This is a genomic window from Paraglaciecola sp. T6c (assembly GCF_000014225.1).
Taxonomy (GTDB): Bacteria; Pseudomonadota; Gammaproteobacteria; order Enterobacterales; family Alteromonadaceae; genus Paraglaciecola; species Paraglaciecola atlantica_A.
Genome location: NC_008228.1, coordinates 4,492,550 through 4,509,863 on the forward strand (window position 1 = coordinate 4,492,550; position 17,314 = coordinate 4,509,863).

Consider the following 17,314-nt stretch of genomic DNA (forward strand, 5'->3'; position numbering starts at 1 on the left):
TAAGTAAAAAGCCTGAACACAGGTTCAGGCAAAAATATCGTTATTGATAATAAGCTTGGTAAGGGACAATCGTGCCATCCTCGTTATATTTCAGCTCTGCCATCTTCACACTCCGTAAGTGGGTTTGCCCTTTTGATAACGTGCTATCGTGATAGAACAAATACCATTTGCCTTGAAACTCAGCGATAGAATGATGATTCGTCCAACCGATAACGGGGTCAAGTACCACCCCCTTAAAGGTATATGGCCCCATGAGGTTCTCACTCATGGCATAAACAATTTTGTGCGTATCGCCAGTCGAGTAAGACAGGTAGTAATTTCCTTGATACTTATGTACCCAAGCGGCTTCAAAGAACCGGCGCTCTAAATCCCCCTGTTTAATGGGCTTGCCGCTTTCATCTAAAATCATGATGTCTTGTGGCTCACCATCCATAGACACCATGTTATCTGCTAGCTTCACGGCCTTGGGCATCAGGGCTGGTGCATCATCTGCAGGGTAGTCATCTTGGGGACTGTATTCACCTTTTGTCCAGCGCTGCAATTGGCCTCCCCAAATGCCACCAAAGAACAAATAGTGCTGTTGGTCATCATCCTCAAATACGGCGGGATCCATGCTAAAGCTGCCGGCCATTGGCTCTGCTTCAGGCGTAAACGGGCCAACAGGTGAATCACTTGTAGCCACACCGATACGAAAAATATCTTGTTGGTCTTTTAACGGAAAATAGAGGTAATACAGGCCGTTTTTGCTGGCAGCATCAGGCGCCCACATTTGACGACCCGCCCAAGGCACATCATCAACAGATAGCGCTACGCCATGATCAGTGACTTCTCCGCCGACTTCATTCATGGACAGGATATGATAATCACGCATGGCGAAATGATCACCGTTATCATTTTGTGGGATGCCCGCCTCGTAATCGTGTGACGGGTAGATATACAACTTACCGTCAAACACATGTGCAGAAGGGTCTGCGGTATATATATTGCTGACTAAAGGTAAAGATTTAGAACCATACTCATCCAAGCCTTTGTGCTCTGCCTTTGCCGTTTTTTGTTGATGTGTTGCAGGCGCGTTCGAGCTCGCAGTAGTTTGCAACGTATCGCTTGCGGCTTCTTTGTGGCTAGATTGTTCTGAACAACCTGAAAGCATTGCGGCACTTAAAGCCAATAGAGTTAAATAACGTGTGTGCACTGTAATGTCCTACTATAAATTGGTTATAGTCATGTTAACCATATGTGACAAACCCTGTCTAGCACACCCCATTCAAATACCCTTATATGACAAAAATAGTAAAGCCTGAATTAAAAAGCGCAATCTGGCTCTGATCAAAATTCAAAGTTAAATCCGTGCTCACACAGCTTTTGATACACCACCATATCAAATCGATATAGGCTGGCAGCGCGGTGCATCACGCCCTGCTGTTTTTCTTCACAATCAATTAAAAGATTCATCTTCAAAATTTTTCGTCTGAAATTCGGCTTATCAAGTTTTACGTCTAGGATCGCCTCGTACACTTCTTGTAACTGTAATAACGTGAATTTTTCTGGCAATAGGTTGAAGCCAACAGGTTCGTGGCGAACTTTGTTTTTAAGATGAGATAAAACAGCTTTAACGATAGTGCTGTGATCGTAAATCAAGGTCGGTAGATTATGTACATCGCACCATTCAACATGCGACGCGGTGCCGCCAGGCATCATCTTATATAAATCAGGGCGCACCAACGCATAATAAGCAATAGTGACAACGCGCTCCGCTGGGTAACGCTGAACCTCACCGAATGCACGAAATTGCTCTAGGTACATGTCGTCCACGCCAGTAATCATTTTCAAAATACGCTTAGCCGCATTATCGATTGATTCATCGTACGAGACCCATCCACCTAATAATCCCCACTGACCTTGGGCTAATCCTGCGTTATATTTTGCGGTTAACACCATCAATCGGCCGTTTTCAATTCCCAAAACCACATTATCTACTGACAAGGCTTCAATCATATGAGGCTTAGATGAGTCATTGTTTTTTTTATCCAATTGCTTTTCCCCAAGCTCTAACATTTTCCAATAAACACATCGATAGACACATCAAAGTGCATCTTAAACAAAATCATTCTATTAACAATCAGTAAACAAACAGCCCTCTGTTTGTTTTTTAGACAAAAAAGGCATTTTTACTAAAATATAATAATTGATTTACAAATTGTCACAATGACCATTATGATTTCATCTCGTTACACTAGTCAATAGCGTGGGATATTCCGGCAACCAAAGTGTGCCAACGTCGTCCCCCATTACTTTCAGTGCCAAATAGGGATTTAATATGAGAATGTGTTCGATCAAAAGCGTGCTTGCTGTGGGCTTGGCCTCCTTAGCATTTAATAGCCTTGCAGCCAGCGGTTACCAAGACGCCAGTTTGCCCACCGAAAAAAGGGTAAGTGATTTATTGCGTCAAATGACCCTGCAAGAAAAAGTCGCCCAGCTACAAACCGTGTGGCACGAAGGTCGTGAACTAAAAGGACCAAATGGTGCATTTAAGACCAGCAAGGCCGAAAAAATACTGCCATTGGGCATAGGCCACATTGCTCGTCCCAGTGAAGATCTATCACCCGCTGATACCGTTAAATACACCAATGCGATTCAGAAGTGGTTAATCAATAACACCCGTTTATCCATTCCGGCAATTTTTCATGAAGAAGCGTTACATGGCCATGCCGCCAGTGAAGCCACGAGTTTCCCACAAGCAATTGCTATGGCCAGCACATGGGACCCACAGTTAATTTACGATATTTATCAAGCCAGTGCGCAAGAAGTGCGCGCCCGCGGTGGCAACCAAGCCCTGACCCCAATTCTCGATGTTGCTCGCGACCCTCGTTGGGGCCGGATAGAGGAAACCATGGGCGAAGACCCATATTTAATCGGTGAGTTAGGTGTTTCCGCTGTAAAAGGCTTTCAAGGTAATGAGCAAAATATTCCTGAAAATCGTGTTATGGCGACGCTTAAGCACCTTGCCGGACACGGCCAACCGACAGGCGGCTTAAATATCGCCCCCGCGCCAATTGGCGAACGCGCCCTTCGCGAAGTATTTTTATTTCCCTTTGAAGCAGCGGTAACATTAGCCCACGTAGGCAGTGTGATGGCGTCTTACAACGAGATAGATGGCGTTCCCTCTCACGCAAATAAAATGTTGTTAACCGATATTCTGCGCGATGAATGGGGCTTTGATGGCCTACTAGTCAGTGATTACTATGCGATCAATGAGCTTATCACCCGTCACGGATTAGCGGGCACCAAAGAAAATGCCGCTATCATGGCACTGAATGCCGGTGTCGATGTGGAAATGCCAGACCGAGATGCCTTTCCTCTGCTTGAAAAACTGGTGAATGACAAAAAAGTATCCATGCAAAAAATCGATACTGCGGTGGCGCGCATTCTGCGTGAGAAATTCAAATTAGGCTTATTCGAAAACCCTTATACAGATGAAAGCGCAGTCAACGCTATTGTTGGCAGCCAAGCGCACCGTGACTTAGCGCAGACCACAGCTGAAAAAGCCATGGTGCTGTTAAAGAACGACGGGGTTCTTCCGTTAGATAAAACCAAAATAAAAAGCGTGGCGGTCATTGGCCCCCATGCTGATGAAACCTTATTAGGAGGCTACAGCGATATTCCGCGTCAAACGGTGACCATTTTAGACGGATTGCGAAACAAATTAGGTAAAAATGTCAAGGTCGCGTTTTCTCGTGGTGCCCTTATTACACAGGACATTGAAGACCCATCACCCGCGTCAGTAAAAGCGCAAAGCTACGCTAAAGAGCGCTGGAACAAAGAGAACATGAAGCTTGCCGATTTGAGCAACGCTCAAGCACTTATTGATGATGCAGTTGCCCTGGCCAAGCGCAGCGATGTCGCCGTGGTCGTGGTGGGCTCAAATGAAGGGAGCTCCCGTGAAGCCTGGGCTGAGAATCACTTAGGGGATCGTGATTCATTGCATTTATTGGGCAAACAGCACGAACTGGTTGAAGCGATTTTAGCCACGGGCACACCGACTGTGCTGATCCTGTCAAATGGTCGCCCGCTTACATTAGGTAACCTGTATCAAGACGCTCCCGCAATTATTGAAGCTTGGTATTTAGGGCAAGAAACGGGTACCGCAGTAGCAAATGTACTCTTTGGTGACGTAAACCCTAGTGGTAAATTGCCCTTAACCCTGCCAAAAACGATTGGTCAGCTACCTGTGTTTTACAACCACAAACCATCCGCCAAGCGTGGTTATATTTTTGGTGACACCGCTCCTGCATTCGCCTTTGGCCATGGGTTGAGTTACACCACGTTTGACTATGGTGATTTGTCCATTGATGCCGTAAATGCCACAGCGAACGGCACTGTAAGCGCAAGCTTTACACTAACCAATAGCGGCAATGTTGACGGCGAAGAAGTAGCTCAGCTGTATATTCGCGATGTGTTTTCCAGTGTGACTCGCCCTGTGAAAGAGCTAAAAGGCTTCAAGCGAGTAGCGCTTAAAGCAGGTGAGAGCAAGAAGGTCACATTCGAATTACCGGTCAATCTATTGGCGTTTTACGATGCACAGATGCGTTTTGTGGTAGAGCCAGGTGAAATAAAGCTGATGATCGGCAGTGCTTCAGATGATGTACGTTTAGAAGACACATTTGAAATTACTGGCGAAATTAGTGAAATACAACAAGCGCAAAAAGCTTATTTGACCAAAGTGAGTGTGCAATAGTCTTTCGCGACAAAGTACACGCCAAAACATGAAAAAACGGCCATGAATGGCCGTTTTTTCTTTTTGTATTCGCAAGCTAGCGCTCAATGCTCTTCTAAAGCGAAATAACCGAGTCACGCCAAACCAGCTCAGGCTCAAACACGTGGCTGATGTCGGGTTGATTTTAAGTAACGCGCTATTGCCTTTGTGCTATGTCTAGCAAAATCGGATAGTGATCTGAAAACTGACGTGTCTGTGGCGTTTTGAGCACGCTTGCGCTGATACTACTGATGTTAGCATCCCGCTTCTTCATAAGGCTTAAGTCAAAGGATGTCCACAACCGGTCCAACCTAAACAGCGGCCACGCGACGGGGAAAGTCGCTCGAACGGGGTTTTCATTTAAGACTTGGTTAATATCTTTGAACGCCTTGGTCATAAATTGCCATTCGTTAAAGTCTCCCCCTAACACTATGGGTATTTTCGAGCCCGCCATCTTTTCCCGTAGGTACTCAGCAAGCAAGGCAAATTGCTTGCGTCTCTCTTGTTTCTTCAGTCCCTTGTGGGTGTTTATGACTCTAAGGGGGCCTAAACTTGTGTCCAAGACCACCTCTTGAATATTACGCGGCTGAAAGCCGCTTTGACTGACATCCAAGGTTCTTTTGGATAGTACCGGATAACGGCTCAGGACAGCGTTTCCATACCAACCGCTGGATTCTTGCAAAGCGGGTGACGAGATAAGCTGAGTAAAGTGCCCTGCACATATTTGTTCAACATCATCCTGAATGCTGCGCTCGGGCGGCCGCGTGTCCATTTCTTGGATTAGCGCAATATCTACACACTGACTCGCCAAAAACTGCCCTATACGTGCGTAGCTTTGCACTTTATCAACCCCAACGCCGCTGTGAATATTGTAAGTTACAATCCGCATAAATCTTAGCTCGCGTCTGCTTTTTTCAACTGATACATGCGTGCTAACTTTTGGCATACGTAAATCATAAGCGCCCAGAAGGCGATACCCGCTACCAAATAACCTATGGTTTCAGGAGAAGGATTTGTAAAAATCTTACCTAATGAATCCCCTACCAAGCCTTTGGCAATCATTGGAGGAAACATGCCTAAGAATGTACCTGCCAGAAATTGCACGAGCCCAATAGATGAAATACCCGCGACAAGATTAACGAGACTAAAGGGGGCAATAGGAATCAGCCTGATAACAGCCACTCCCACCACACCGCTGTCTTTAAACTTATCATCTACGGCTTGCACTTTAGCTCCGCCCATTTTGCGCAGCCCTTTAATTCCCATGATATGGCCTAAGCCAAACAGTGTTGCTGAGCTAAGCAAAGCGCCGAGCATGCCATAAACTGGACCCCATATTGGCCCGTAAACTGCCGCCACCGCGAGGGATAGAACCGTCACTGGGAAAAACACTAATCCAGCGATGATATAGATGACACAAATGGTCGGAATGACCCACATTGTGCCCCTTGTGTCTTGTAAAAATTGCTCTAAATTATCGGCGGTTAGCCAAGGAATGGAATGACCGGCCCAGAAAATCAAGCCGCCCAGCACGAGTACCAATAATGCAATCAGCATGAAAACGATGGTTTTTTGTTTGGGGTTGCCTACGCCAACCACTTTGCCGTTGGACATTTGAATTGGTGCAATCAATGGCTTTTCTGGATCTGATAACGAACTAAAAACGGGTTGCCACGCCTTGTTGGTGAATTGATCATCGCGGACTTCAGCGAGTTGGTATCCGTGAGGCGCTTGGTCATTTAAAAGGTTATTCAATGGGTCTGGCGATTCAAAAATCTGCTCCACTTGCTCAATAGTGCGACCGGTATGCTCGGCAAGTAAATCATGACGAACGCGTATAATATCTTGCTGGTTCTGGCTTGTGTCGCCAGCAAAGACTAAATCGACTTCAGTATCAAGACTCATAGAGCGGTTGCTAATATTGGATGAGCCAATCACTAAATAACGCTCATCAATACTCATGACCTTTGAGTGCACCCGCTTTTGGATACTCTCACCTGCTTCATTGGTCAGCGTCGAATACGTCACTTTAACGCGATTTTCATCTATCCCGTTTTCTAAAATACGTTTGAAATCAATCCTACTTGCCCAATATGCTTCACTCTCGAACTTTCCTTTTGGCTCGTAGGAACTAACGATTATCACTTGTAATTCTGGACACGCCTTTAAACGAGCATTAAGTGCCTCCGCTACTTCTTGGCGCGTGGTGAACTGATTTTCAATGAAGATGAAGCGCTTAGCTTGCGCAATAAGGTCGAGCAGCAGGCGCCGCACTTCTTGTACAGGCTCAACCCCATCCATAAACGGTATCGTACGTGCCACAGCGCACGGCAAATCCCCCATGGTAGGTGGAAAACTGTCCGGCCATGACGCAGGTAACTTGCGGCCTGTGTTTTTGACAGGAGAGAAAGGGATCGCTTTTTGCTCGTTTATCCTGTCCCAGCGCCACCTGACAAGCTGGGCGAAACTTTCAACAATGGGTCCACTGGTGAGCACTTGCACGTCATGCAGTGGCCCATGGGGACCGTCGGGCCCTACTCGTTCGGGTTGATCGATCAGGTGTTCCCGGGTGTCCCAGCGATTAGTCGACACATCCATACCTCCGGAAAAAGCAATTTCATCATCAATAACGACTATCTTTTGATGCTGGCTTCCCCCCATAGGGATGGTGCTGTCCAGAGTGGTTTTAACATTGTCTGGGGTTTTGTTATCCCACACTTCTTTTGCCCACATCTCTCGTTGGCTAAAAAACGCTAGGGATGAGTCCCAGCGCAGCAAATATATTTTGATATTTTCGTTTTGCTCTGCCTTCCATTTTAATAGCTCACTTATCACTGATGGGGCGCTGGCGTTTTTTTCCTCGTCGCCGCGCAATAAGCGAATGCGGCTATCAATGTCCCATCCAACAATGAAAATGCTGCGTTTAGCATTACAAATCGCTTTGTGTAAGGCCCGATAATAGTTAGCTCCGTCAATTAAAGGGGTAGCATGAGCCGCTTGACTGGTTTGCCAGCAATTTTCATTTTCTTTGAATAAAGACGAAGCGTTATAAGACATAATGTTCCCTTTTAGTTTAATTTGCTCTAAATACCTATGCGTACTCGAGCGAAAATTGATGGAGGTTTATAAGATTTACACATAGCGTGTGTATAAATTTTCACTGTCTAAAGAAGACGATGTTAAATTAGCTAATGCACGTGATGCCTAAGGTTGCGACTAGTTCTCGCTACCGTTTTAGACGCCTTTACCTCGTAAATTAATGACTTACTAGGGCAGTGAGCAAAATACACGCCAGCTGATGAAAACCAAAGAGTCTGAAAAATTGGCGAGCAAAAAAATGAAGTAAACGTGGAATTGAGCGGATTTACTGAAAAATAACCTATACAATGGTCAACGCAGGTTTTCTGCAAACAATATTTTAAACAAAGTAGAGTAGATTATGAGTCAAGGTACAGTTAAGTGGTTTAATGCGGACAAAGGTTTCGGTTTCATTACTCCAGAAGACGGCGGAAAAGATTTATTTGTTCATCACTCAGAAATTAAAAGCGGTGGTGGATATGCAACTTTGAACGACGGCCAAGCGGTTGAGTTTGAAGTTGGTCAGAGCCCTAAGGGCCCATGTGCGAACAACGTAGTTCCTGTTTAATTACAGACTTACGTTAGTAATCGCCTAAGACGAGCCGCATAGCGGCTCGTTTCTTTTTAGGCTTCAAAAAATAGTCATATCAATGAAACCCAATTTAGTAGGTAACTATTAATTACAACGCAGCAATCGCCGCATCATAGTCAGGCTCATCAGCCGTTTCAGTTACTTGCTCGGTATAAATAACCTTTCCGTTTTCATCAAGTACCACCACACTACGTGACAACAAGCCAGTTAATGGCCCATCAACAAACTCAACGCCATAGTCAGTGCCAAATGTACCTCTGAAACTTGAACCTGTAGCAACGTTTTCGATACCTTCAGCACCACAGAAACGTGCGGCCGCAAAAGGTAAATCCGCAGAGACACATAACACTTTGGTGTTCTCTAACTTACCCACTTGCTCATTGAATTTACGAACAGACATGGCACAAGTCGGGGTATCGACTGAGGGGAAGATATTCAGAACTAAGCGTGAACCCTTATAATCAGCTAAGGTCGTTTCAGATAGATCTGTTTTCACTAAACGAAAATCAGCCGCGCTTTCACCAACACTTGGTAAAGCGCCGACGGTATTAAATGGATTGCCTTTTAAAGTCACTGTGCTCATATGTTCTCCAACTTTCTTTGATTAATAATGTATGTTCTGAAGATATTAAAATGGGGGACGAAAGAAAGAAAACAATGGCGAGGTCTTATAATTACTTTTATGTGGCGAGATAAAAGCTGGGGCAAAGTGTCAGCGAAAATATTCGGAGCATCGTTTGTGCCATTTATCCCGATTGCCATGTGAGGCAATCTAGCGCTGGGCGTCAATGGCTTTAATCACGCCCCCACCCCACTTTGACGCTGATACCTAGCATCACTTCCAGATGAACATATGGTTATATGTATCGGTTTACATTTGTAGGACGCTCAGTCAACGATGCTAAACAGGCAAAGAGGTTACCTAGCTAAGGTAACAAAGCGATATGAATGGGGGTTTTTCTCATCAGGGTCGTTAGATTCACTTTCAATCTCTTGCCATGCACCATCCGAGTAATTTGGAAAGTAAGTGTCCCCTGGGGTATCTAGATCAATAAAGGTCAAATATAAACGATTAGCGTGGGGCAAAAAATGCTGATAAACCGTTCCCCCGCCAATGACCATCACTTCTTGGTCGTGCTCTGGCATTCCGTCATTTTGCATATGTGACGTGGCTACAGCAATTGCTTGCTCACAACTATGTACAATGCTCGCATCTGCCAGTTGATAGTTCTGATCGCTAGTGATAACAATATTGAGGCGGCCGGGTAAAGCCCTGCCAATTGATTCGTACGTTTTTCGCCCCATCACAATTGGCTTGCCTAAGGTGATACGTTTAAAGTGTTTTAGATCTGCAGGCATATGCCAAGGCATCTGATTATTAAGACCAATGACTCGTTGGTTTGCCATTGCAGCAACCATAGCTATCTTTGCCATGCTAGAACACCTTACTTTTCAACTACATTACTTGCTATTCACTCGGTAAACCTAGGTTAGCTGAGCTCTTTTAATATGGCACTCTTTACAGAGCACTCACAGCTAACCCATATGCGGCTTACTTTTGGTAAATCACTTCGAAATCGTCGTCTCCATCGAAGTCATCATCATCGTCTCCATCGAAGTCATCATCATCGTCGTCATCAAAATCATCGTCGTCTTCATAATTTTCCACTGTCTCTTTATGGTAAGTATCCCATTTAAAGCCAACTTCTTCGTCATCAGATTCTTCAATGGCGTCTTCGGGTAAACTTTCAATAAAGTCCATTACCTTGATGCATAACTCTTTAGTGTTTTTGCCCTGCACTGCGGAAATACTGTAATATTCACCTTCCCAGTTCATGGCATCCGCGATTTTTTTACACAGATCTTGTGCTTCGTCTTCAAACATCAAGTCGACTTTGTTAAACACCAACCAACGTGGTTTAGCGGCTAATTTAGGACTGTATTTTTCTAACTCAGTCACTATCGCTTTGGCGTTATCCACTGGGTCTGAACCATCGGCAGGCATCAAGTCAATAAGGTGTAACAACACCCGACAGCGCTCAAGATGTTTAAGGAATTGAATCCCTAAACCAGCCCCCTCAGACGCACCTTCAATCAAACCAGGAATATCAGCAATCACGAAACTGCTCATGGCATCTAAACGCACAACACCTAAATTAGGCACAAGTGTGGTAAACGGATAATCCGCTACTTTTGGCTTGGCAGCAGAGACGCTACGTATAAAAGTAGATTTACCGGCATTTGGCATGCCCAGCAAACCTACGTCAGCCAATAACATAAGCTCTAGCTTAAGCATACGTACATCGCCTGGTGTACCTAGTGTTTTTTGACGTGGGGCGCGATTAGTACTGGTTTTAAAGCGTGCATTACCTAAACCGTGATAGCCGCCTTGCGCTGCTTTTAGACGCTGACCATGCTTGGTCAAATCCCCCAATAGCTCACCTGTCTCGGTATCCGTTGCACGAGTACCTACTGGTACTTTGACTTCTAGGTCAGCTCCTTTACGGCCAGTACAATCAGCGCTTTGACCATTCTTACCGCGCTCAGCACGATGAAATCTCTCAAAGCGATAATCGATAAGCGTGTTTAGGTTTTCATCTGCAACTAAGTAGACGCTTCCACCGTCACCACCATCGCCGCCGTCCGGGCCGCCATCAGGAACATATTTCTCTCGGCGAAAACTAACCGTACCGGCTCCGCCATCACCCGCTTCTACGCGGATCTCAGCTTCATCTACAAATTTCATCGTTAACTCAACTTTCAAGTAAAGAGTATAAAGAGTTTATACTACTTCGCAGTTGCTGCGGTGTTACACCACAACTGTGCTTATTTGTCTTATTCAAGCAAAATGATAAATAAGACGTCTCAAACAAAAAACCCCGCACAAGCGGGGTCTTTAAAACTGTGTAAGATTGCTAATTATTCAGCAACGATACTTACAAATTTACGGTTTTTAGGACCTTTAACTTCGAATTGAACTTTACCATCTGATAAAGCAAACAAAGTATGATCTTTGCCGATACCCATATTGTTACCAGCGTGGAAACGAGTACCACGTTGACGAACAATAATGTTACCCGCTAAAACTGACTCACCGCCGTAACGTTTAACACCTAAACGTTTACTTTCTGAGTCGCGACCGTTATTAGTACTACCACCAGCCTTTTTATGTGCCATTAGTTCGAACTCCTATTAAGCGCTTATACCAGTGATTTTCACTTCCGTGAACCACTGACGGTGACCCATTTGGGTACGTGAATGCTTGCGTCGACGAAACTTAACAATCTTAACTTTCTCGCCACGACCATGTGTTACTACTTCAGCAGTAACTTTTCCGCCACTTACAAAAGGCGTACCGATCTTAACATCTTCACCATTGCTCACCATCAAGATATCACCGAATTCTACTGACTCACCTGGAGCCACTTCGATCTTCTCTAGACGAACGGTTTGGCCTTCAGCCACACGGTGTTGTTTGCCACCACTTTGGAAAACCGCGTACATAATTAACTCCGCTCTGCGCTTAATCTTAGCGCTATATATTCAAAAACAGGGCGCGAATTGTACGTGAACCGTCCAGTCGTCGCAAGTACCAAATTGAATTTATTTGTTCAAATATGCAGCAACACATATTCTACGCGTCTTTGCGGGCAATTGTTACATAATGTCTGCTGGATACCCTGTGTAATTTCTGTAAAATCGCACGCTAATTAATACCTTATCGTCAGAGTTGAATTTTAAGTATGGATTTAGACCACATCCTTTCACTCGCTGAGCCAGATATGCTCGCAGTCAATCAACTGATCCAAAAGCAGGTGAATTCAGATGTCTCGCTGATCAATCAACTTGGCTTTTATATAGTTAATAGCGGCGGCAAACGACTTCGCCCGCTGTTAACAGTCTTAGCGGCAAGGGCTTTGAATATTCAGACCGAGCAGCACCACACACTAGCCGCGATCATTGAGTTTATTCATACTGCGACATTACTGCATGACGATGTCGTTGATGAATCAACCATGCGTCGGGGCCGCGAAACCGCCAATGAAGTGTTTGGTAATCAAGCCAGCGTGTTAGTCGGTGACTTCCTTTATACCCGTTCATTCCAAATGATGGTGACCCTCGATAGCATGCGCGTCATGCAAATATTGTCTGATGCGACCAATGTGATTGCCGAAGGGGAAGTGCTGCAGCTCATGAACTGTAATGACCCTGACACCACAGAAGAGAGTTACATGGAGGTTATTTATAGTAAAACGGCTCGCTTGTTCGAGGCTGCCACCTTGTTAGCTGGAGTACTGACTAAGCAAAGTGAAGCGATCGAAAACGCTATGCAAGACTATGGTAAGTATTTAGGCACCGCATTTCAGCTTGTTGACGACATCATGGACTACGCTTCTGACAGTGAGGAGATGGGCAAAAACATGGGGGACGATCTAGCTGAGGGCAAACCCACCCTCCCGCTTCTATACGCTATGTGGCATGGTAATGAGCAGCAAACCGCGATTATTCGCGAGGCCATTGAAACAGGTAACGGCATGGATAACCTGACTCCGATTTTAGAGACCATGGAACAAACAGGAGCATTAACTTACACCAAACAACAAGCTCTAAAAGCCTCCCAACAAGCCATCGATGCTTTATCCCCGATTGAAGAGTCAGTCTATAAAGAAGCGCTAATTGGCCTAGCCCATATTTCGGTTGAGCGTGTAGCTTAGTCATTCATAATATTAAGCGATGTATTTTTGCCCGAGCTTGTCCTCTCGGGCGGCAGTTGAATCAATCCTTCGAAATACTCACTCGACCATTCACGGTTGACACAGATACCTTACCTTGGCCTTGTCCTGTACTTGTGGCTAACCAGCTACTGGGACCGTATTTTTCTTTTTGTACTGTGTCTGGGGTTAAACGGTTAGTGATTTTTCCGCCTGCGTGGGCTCGAATGTCAAACAACGCAGAAACCCCTTCCCTAAAATTCAAATCAATTTCTCCGCCCACCGAAGTGGCGTTAAGCTCTCCCCCTTCAGCCAGTGCTAGTGCGATTTTTAGCTCACCGTTAACGGTCTCTAATTTGGCATATTTAACGGTCTGCATCATTAGTTTTACGTCACCGTTGACAGTGGTAGCCCGTACTTCTTCACTACTGGATTCTGCGTTCACGTCGCCATTAACCGTTTCATATCTATCTTCACTGCCTTGGGTGCTGCTTGAGCGAATATCACCATTGACCGTCTGAATAGCCACATCACCTTGGAGTTCGCTGGCGTTAATGTCGCCATTGACCGATTCAAGACGCAAGCGTCCAGCCAGCTGCTTGGCCTTAATGTCACCGTTAACCGTTTCTGCGCTAACACCTCCTTTAACATCGCTGAGCAATACATCTGCATTCACGGCTGTGTAATTTAGGCGGCTTTGGCGCGGTACAAAAATCACTAGCTGATCTTCGTCATCCTGGTTCCAGCGACTGCTGTGCTTGCGGCTGTTTTTAACTTTCACTTTTATTAACACTTCGTTGCCTCTGCGCTCAAACACAAACCGCTCTGTTTGCTCGCCCAGCGTTCCTTTCACTTGTACTTGAGGTTTGTCCCAACCCTGTATTTCAGCCTGTCCATTGACGTGTTCTATTTCCACATATCCCTTGGGGTTTGCTTCAACGGTGCGATCGATCTGTTCGCCCGCAGAAACACTCAACACAGTCATGATACCGATTACTGTGAACGCCCCTTTAAGCATCATTAGTTTCATTTTTCACTCCTAACATTCTGACTAGATCTGTGACCACTTGGGTGAATGCACACGCTCTATTAAGTTGATCTGTTGCTGATGTACGCTTTGCAGCATTTTCAACAACGCCATGTTATTCGGTTCGTTTTGCAGTGCTTTCTTAATCGCCTCAGCAGCACTATCAAGCTCGGTTAATTGCTGCTGCCAATTGTTAGTGAGTGCGACTTCCCCTTCAAATTGCACTAACAGCGCATTTTTCTGCTCTGCGTGCTGAGCGCTTAAAGCGGCCACTAATTCATCTCCGCTCATCATGTCATCACTAGGGAGCAGTCCTTTCCAGCTTACCAAGGCAAGCATAGCGACAGCAGCTGCCAACACTGATGCCTTGGCCCAATAACGATTATTGCTATTAGCCCGAGCATTCTTCTCACTTAGGTCGAATACATTACCCGCTTCGTCTTCTTGCTTAACTAACGCCAACTCTATGCCCGGCCATAAATCACGTTCAGGTTGCTTTTGTGCGTCGAGCTGGGCAAGTTTTCCCTGCAAGACCTGTTCAAAATCTGGCTTATGCATACCCCATCCACTCCTCTAATAACTGCTTTGCTCGATGGAATTGAGCCTTACTTGTTCCTACTGCCATATTGGTCATTTGCGCGATTTCTTCATGGCGATAACCCTCAATGGCGTGCAATACAAAAACGATACGAGCGCGCTCAGGTAAGCGGGTCACGTACTTTTCAATATCCACTTCCCCGGCAGAAGGTTCAGCAACGTCGTTTGCGGCGCTTGAGTCTTCTATATTAAACATGCGCTGAACCCAGCCACGCTGCTTACGAATATACGAAATCGTAATATGGGATGTCACGGTATGCAGCCATGTCGAGAACTTGCTTTGCTCTGAGTAATCCCCTATTTTCCGCCATAATTGAATAAAGACCTCTTGCGATGCATCCTCTGCCAACGCCTTATCTCCCGTTAGCCGGTAGCACAAAGCATATACCTGACCAATATATTGATGGTACAGCTGATGATATGCCTGTCGGTTTCCATTTTTTACTGCTAGCAGTAGCTGCCGCTCTTCATCGGTGGCAAACTTATGTTTAGCAGCAACAACGTTCGAATACTCAGTCAATCTTCTATCTTCGTTGGCTAGGTTACTAAGTGAGTCGCAGGTTACCTCACAAAGGTTTAAAGCTACAAAAAAGAAATGCGAATGAGTACAACGGGTTTAGCGACAATGACAACGAGAGCGATATGAAAGTACTAGGTTTATTTGCAGGTGTTACCCGCCCCATCGGCCCCAAACACGCCCCGTCAGGCATTGATAAGCGACCAGTCAAGCGCGCAGAGGTAAATCACCTTGGTATTGTCGGTGACGTTCAGGTTGATAAACGCTACCACGGTGGCCCTGAGCGCGCTTTACACCAATATTCTCTGCATGGTTACGAAACGATAATAAAGCGCCACCCTTTGATGCACAGGACCGTGGTAATGGGCTCCATTGGTGAAAACCTTGCAAGCACCGATATGCATGATAAAAACGTCAACATTGGCGATATATATCGCGTTGGCGAAATTACAGTGCAGGTGACTTCCCCGCGCATTCCCTGCTGGAAGATTGAAGAAAAACTGAATCAAAAAGGCTTAGTCGAGCTCATTAAAAACCAGCAGATCACAGGTTGGTACTATCGCGTGCTTGAAAACGGGGTAATTACATTAGGAGACAGCATCACACTTGTTGAGCGTCCCAATGCAACTTTATCAGTGGCATCTTTTGTTCAACAGCACTTTGACCAAAACACCTCAGCGGATTCACTACGCCAAATGAGCAATGCGATAGGCTTAGACTCAGAATGGCAACAAAAACTGCTACGCCGTATCGATAATCAATAAACTGCAGGCATAAAAAAACACCGCTTAGTGCAATGCAACTAGGCGGTGTTTTTAGTATCCAAACAGGCTTAAATTAAGCTTCTTGAATAATAACCAATTTGATTGTGGCCGTTACTTCTGAGTGCAACTGTAGGTCGATTTCGAACTCGCCAGTTTCACGTAAAGTACCAGTAGGCAATTTAACTTCAGATTTAGCAATCTCAACACCAGCGGCAGTAATTGCCAATGCGATGTCGCGAGTACCGACAGATCCGAACAATTTGCCTTCGTCACCAGCAGGTGAAGCGATAGTCACTTCAGCCAACTCAGCAACTTTCGCTGCACGAGCTTCTGCCGCTGCAAGCTGCTCAGCAATTTTTGCTTCAAGCTCTGCACGACGTGCTTCAAATTTTTCTACGTTTGCTTTAGTAGCAGGAACAGCTTGTCCTTGAGGGAACAAGAAGTTACGTGCATAGCCTGATTTTACAGTGACATTGTCACCCAAGCCGCCCAGGTTGGCGACTTTGTTTAGTAGTATGATTTCCATCTTGCTACCTCTTAATTTCGCTAGGGTTACTTGTGAGAATCAGTATATGGAAGCAATGCTAGGAAGCGCGCGCGCTTGATAGCAGTTGACAACTGACGCTGATATTTAGCGCTAGTTCCAGTGATACGGCTAGGTACGATTTTACCACTTTCAGTGACATAGTTTTTCAACATAGCGATGTCTTTATAATCGATCTGAACAACACCATCAGCTGAGAAACGGCAGAATTTACGACGTCTAAAAAAACGAGCCATTTTTTGTCTCCTTATTCTTGTTCGTCAGAAGCAGTAGCTGCTTCTGGTTCTGCAGACTTGTCTTCAGAAGACGGTCTTTCGTCACGCTTTTCACGACGCTCTTCTTTAGCCATTGGCGATTGCTCAGTTTCAGCATCTTTTGTACGCATAACAAGGTTACGCAATACAACGTCGTTGAAACGGAAAGCAGTCTCTAGCTCTTCAACTGCTTCAGCAGAAGCTTCAGCGTTGATAAGTACGTAGTGTGCTTTATGTAATTTGTCGATAGGGTAAGCCAATTGACGACGGCCCCAATCTTCCATGCGGTGGATTGTGCCACCATTCTGGGTAAGAATTCCGGTATAACGCTCGATCATACCAGGAACTTGTTCACTCTGGTCAGGGTGAACCATGAATACGATTTCGTAATGACGCATCATATTGCTCCTCACGGTTGTAGCCTCGACAGCACAGTCAAACTGTATGGAGACAAGGAACTAAAATTAAGGTGACTG

General features: G+C 45.4%; 19 protein-coding genes. 4 read left to right on the top strand and 15 right to left on the bottom strand.

All coding sequences use genetic code 11. The features are described 5' to 3' along the window. Window positions 1–40 precede the first annotated feature (40 nt). Window positions 41–1,192: a glycoside hydrolase family 43 protein gene (locus PATL_RS19095; RefSeq protein ID WP_011576448.1), complete on the bottom strand. Its 1,152-nt coding sequence runs from the start codon at window positions 1,190–1,192 to the stop codon at window positions 41–43. Window positions 1,193–1,326: 134 nt separating this feature from the next. Further along, on the bottom strand, window positions 1,327–2,031 hold the full coding sequence (locus tag PATL_RS19100) for an NUDIX hydrolase (RefSeq protein ID WP_041714610.1): 705 nt from the start codon (window positions 2,029–2,031) through the stop codon (window positions 1,327–1,329). 286 nt (window positions 2,032–2,317) lie between these two features. Between PATL_RS19100 and PATL_RS19105 the strand changes: the two genes are divergently transcribed. After that, a complete protein-coding gene (locus tag PATL_RS19105) occupies window positions 2,318–4,735 on the top strand; it encodes a glycoside hydrolase family 3 N-terminal domain-containing protein (protein WP_011576450.1) in 2,418 nt (805 codons plus the stop codon). A gap of 175 nt (window positions 4,736–4,910) precedes the next feature. Here the strand turns inward: PATL_RS19105 and PATL_RS19110 are convergent, their stop codons facing one another. Together PATL_RS19110 and PATL_RS19115 are read right to left on the bottom strand one after the other, a co-directional pair. Further along, window positions 4,911–5,642, bottom strand: a complete 732-nt coding sequence (locus tag PATL_RS19110) for an endonuclease/exonuclease/phosphatase family protein (RefSeq protein WP_011576451.1) — start codon at window positions 5,640–5,642, stop codon at window positions 4,911–4,913. Between the two features lie 5 nt (window positions 5,643–5,647). Then, on the bottom strand, window positions 5,648–7,810 hold the full coding sequence (locus PATL_RS19115) for a VTT domain-containing protein (protein WP_011576452.1): 2,163 nt from the start codon (window positions 7,808–7,810) through the stop codon (window positions 5,648–5,650). A gap of 382 nt (window positions 7,811–8,192) precedes the next feature. Between PATL_RS19115 and PATL_RS19120 the strand changes: the two genes are divergently transcribed. Then, on the top strand, window positions 8,193–8,399 hold the full coding sequence (locus PATL_RS19120; protein ID WP_006990971.1) for a cold-shock protein: 207 nt from the start codon (window positions 8,193–8,195) through the stop codon (window positions 8,397–8,399). A gap of 112 nt (window positions 8,400–8,511) precedes the next feature. On the opposite strand, the gene tpx is transcribed toward PATL_RS19120, so the two are convergent. The 5 genes from tpx to rplU all read right to left on the bottom strand — a co-directional run bounded on the left by tpx (window position 8,512) and on the right by rplU (window position 11,927). After that, a complete protein-coding gene (gene tpx, locus PATL_RS19125; protein ID WP_011576453.1) occupies window positions 8,512–9,006 on the bottom strand; it encodes a thiol peroxidase in 495 nt (164 codons plus the stop codon). 335 nt (window positions 9,007–9,341) lie between these two features. After that, the gene (gene folA / locus PATL_RS19130) at window positions 9,342–9,857 is read right to left on the bottom strand and encodes a type 3 dihydrofolate reductase (protein WP_011576454.1); all 516 of its coding nucleotides are present in this window, start codon (window positions 9,855–9,857) and stop codon (window positions 9,342–9,344) included. Window positions 9,858–9,975: 118 nt separating this feature from the next. Next, window positions 9,976–11,169, bottom strand: coding sequence for an Obg family GTPase CgtA (gene cgtA / locus PATL_RS19135; RefSeq protein ID WP_011576455.1), 1,194 nt, complete (start codon window positions 11,167–11,169; stop codon window positions 9,976–9,978). Between the two features lie 173 nt (window positions 11,170–11,342). Continuing rightward, window positions 11,343–11,600 carry a 50S ribosomal protein L27 gene (gene rpmA, locus PATL_RS19140; protein ID WP_006990966.1) on the bottom strand — a complete coding sequence of 86 codons (258 nt, stop codon included), beginning with the start codon at window positions 11,598–11,600 and terminating at the stop codon, window positions 11,343–11,345. Window positions 11,601–11,615: 15 nt separating this feature from the next. Continuing rightward, window positions 11,616–11,927: a 50S ribosomal protein L21 gene (gene rplU, locus PATL_RS19145; protein ID WP_006990965.1), complete on the bottom strand. Its 312-nt coding sequence runs from the start codon at window positions 11,925–11,927 to the stop codon at window positions 11,616–11,618. A 239-nt stretch (window positions 11,928–12,166) separates the two neighbouring features. On the opposite strand from rplU, the gene ispB reads away from it, so the two are divergent. Further along, window positions 12,167–13,138 carry an octaprenyl diphosphate synthase gene (gene ispB / locus PATL_RS19150; protein ID WP_011576456.1) on the top strand — a complete coding sequence of 324 codons (972 nt, stop codon included), beginning with the start codon at window positions 12,167–12,169 and terminating at the stop codon, window positions 13,136–13,138. Between the two features lie 61 nt (window positions 13,139–13,199). Here the strand turns inward: ispB and PATL_RS19155 are convergent, their stop codons facing one another. Genes PATL_RS19155 through PATL_RS19165 form a run of 3 tightly spaced genes read right to left on the bottom strand, consistent with a single transcriptional unit; the run spans window position 13,200 to window position 15,279 of the window. After that, window positions 13,200–14,165, bottom strand: a complete 966-nt coding sequence (locus PATL_RS19155) for a DUF4097 family beta strand repeat-containing protein (RefSeq protein WP_011576457.1) — start codon at window positions 14,163–14,165, stop codon at window positions 13,200–13,202. 21 nt (window positions 14,166–14,186) lie between these two features. Beyond that, complete coding sequence (locus PATL_RS19160) at window positions 14,187–14,720, bottom strand: hypothetical protein (protein ID WP_011576458.1); 534 nt, start codon at window positions 14,718–14,720, stop codon at window positions 14,187–14,189. Further along, complete coding sequence (locus PATL_RS19165) at window positions 14,713–15,279, bottom strand: RNA polymerase sigma factor (protein ID WP_011576459.1); 567 nt, start codon at window positions 15,277–15,279, stop codon at window positions 14,713–14,715. The genes PATL_RS19160 and PATL_RS19165 overlap by 8 nt, the downstream gene beginning before the upstream one ends. Window positions 15,280–15,308: 29 nt before the next feature. On the opposite strand from PATL_RS19165, the gene PATL_RS19170 reads away from it, so the two are divergent. Continuing rightward, complete coding sequence (locus tag PATL_RS19170; protein ID WP_011576460.1) at window positions 15,309–16,040, top strand: MOSC domain-containing protein; 732 nt, start codon at window positions 15,309–15,311, stop codon at window positions 16,038–16,040. Between the two features lie 73 nt (window positions 16,041–16,113). On the opposite strand, the gene rplI is transcribed toward PATL_RS19170, so the two are convergent. Genes rplI through rpsF form a run of 3 tightly spaced genes read right to left on the bottom strand, consistent with a single transcriptional unit; the run spans window position 16,114 to window position 17,236 of the window. Next, the gene (rplI, locus tag PATL_RS19175; RefSeq protein WP_011576461.1) at window positions 16,114–16,566 is read right to left on the bottom strand and encodes a 50S ribosomal protein L9; all 453 of its coding nucleotides are present in this window, start codon (window positions 16,564–16,566) and stop codon (window positions 16,114–16,116) included. Window positions 16,567–16,592: 26 nt separating this feature from the next. Further along, complete coding sequence (gene rpsR / locus PATL_RS19180) at window positions 16,593–16,820, bottom strand: 30S ribosomal protein S18 (protein ID WP_006991716.1); 228 nt, start codon at window positions 16,818–16,820, stop codon at window positions 16,593–16,595. Between the two features lie 11 nt (window positions 16,821–16,831). Further along, the gene (gene rpsF / locus PATL_RS19185; RefSeq protein WP_191917690.1) at window positions 16,832–17,236 is read right to left on the bottom strand and encodes a 30S ribosomal protein S6; all 405 of its coding nucleotides are present in this window, start codon (window positions 17,234–17,236) and stop codon (window positions 16,832–16,834) included. Between the last annotated feature and the right edge of the window lie 78 nt (window positions 17,237–17,314).